We start from the raw sequence: 993 nt of genomic DNA, 5'->3' as shown, positions 1-993 counted from the left end.
CCTCGCCGTCGCGGGAAAAGGCCGGCAGCATCTCGTCCTTCAGCCAGCCCTGCTTGGTGGCGTTGGCCAACCGGTTATGGCTTTCGGCCGCGTAGGTGTCCGCCTCACGCCGGGAAATGCCGAAGAGATGGGCGAGCACTTCGGCGGTCTGGCCCATATTGAGATTGGTGATCGGATCGGTGAGACCGCGCTCGAGTCCGATCACCGGCTTGAGGAATTCCGGGCGCAGACCCGTGAAGGCCTTCAGCCGGTCGGTCGTCGAGCGGGCGCCGTTGAGCGCCGCGAACCATTCGACGGCGCCACGCCTGAGGACGAGCGGCGAATGGCTCAGCGCCTCGGCGCCGCCGGCCAGCACGACATCGGCCTTGCCAAGCCCGATATAACGAAACGCCGTGTCGATCGACTGCATGCCGGAGCCGCAGTTGATCTGGACCGTGAAGGCCGGAATCTCGTCCTTGAGACCGAGACGCAGGGCGGCGACCCGCGCCGGGTTCATCTCGTCAGCCACCACATTGACGCAGCCGAGGATGACAAGATCGACAGCATCCGCCGCAAAGCTCTGCCGCATCAGCAACGGCCGGCCGCACTGGACGGCGAGGTCGACGGGCGAAAACGGCCCCGGCTTGCCGCGCGCCTTGATGAAGGGCGTACGGGCGCCGTCGACGAGATAGACCGCTCTTGTCATTATTCCGCTGCCTCGCGCTGTTCGTCCTTGCCGCCGTTCCCGGCCGGACGGTCATGTTGGGATGCGATGGGGGAAACCTCCGCCATCGGGAACGCGTCCACTGCGATGACCTTGTCCACCGCCTCCTTGGCCTCCGCCAGCCGAATGAACTCCGCGTTGGAGATCACGCCGGCCTCCCTCGCCTCCTCGGGATCGCGGACATTGGCCGCACGCAGCTTCTTTTCGATCGGCGCCGCCTCGGTCACCAGTTCGAAGGCCAGTTCCAGATCCTTGATCGGATGCTGGGCATGCCCTTCGCCGAGATAGAG

The 993-nt window shown here is 65.7% G+C and carries 2 protein-coding genes; both read right to left on the bottom strand.

What is annotated here, in order from left to right; all coding sequences use genetic code 11:
• Window positions 1–685 (bottom strand): thiolase family protein (locus tag MJ956_RS13765; protein WP_279327040.1); only part of this gene is annotated, 685 nt, incomplete at its 3' end.
• On the bottom strand, window positions 685–993 hold a 309-nt coding region (locus MJ956_RS13760; protein WP_253965021.1), incomplete at its 5' end, for an acyl-CoA dehydrogenase domain-containing protein. The genes MJ956_RS13760 and MJ956_RS13765, both read right to left, overlap by 1 nt.

This window comes from Aurantimonas marianensis, assembly GCF_024195285.1.
Taxonomy (GTDB): Bacteria; Pseudomonadota; Alphaproteobacteria; order Rhizobiales; family Rhizobiaceae; genus Aurantimonas; species Aurantimonas marianensis.
The sequence above is the reverse complement of the archived record's forward strand: the minus strand, read 5'-3'. Positions and strand labels throughout refer to the sequence as shown.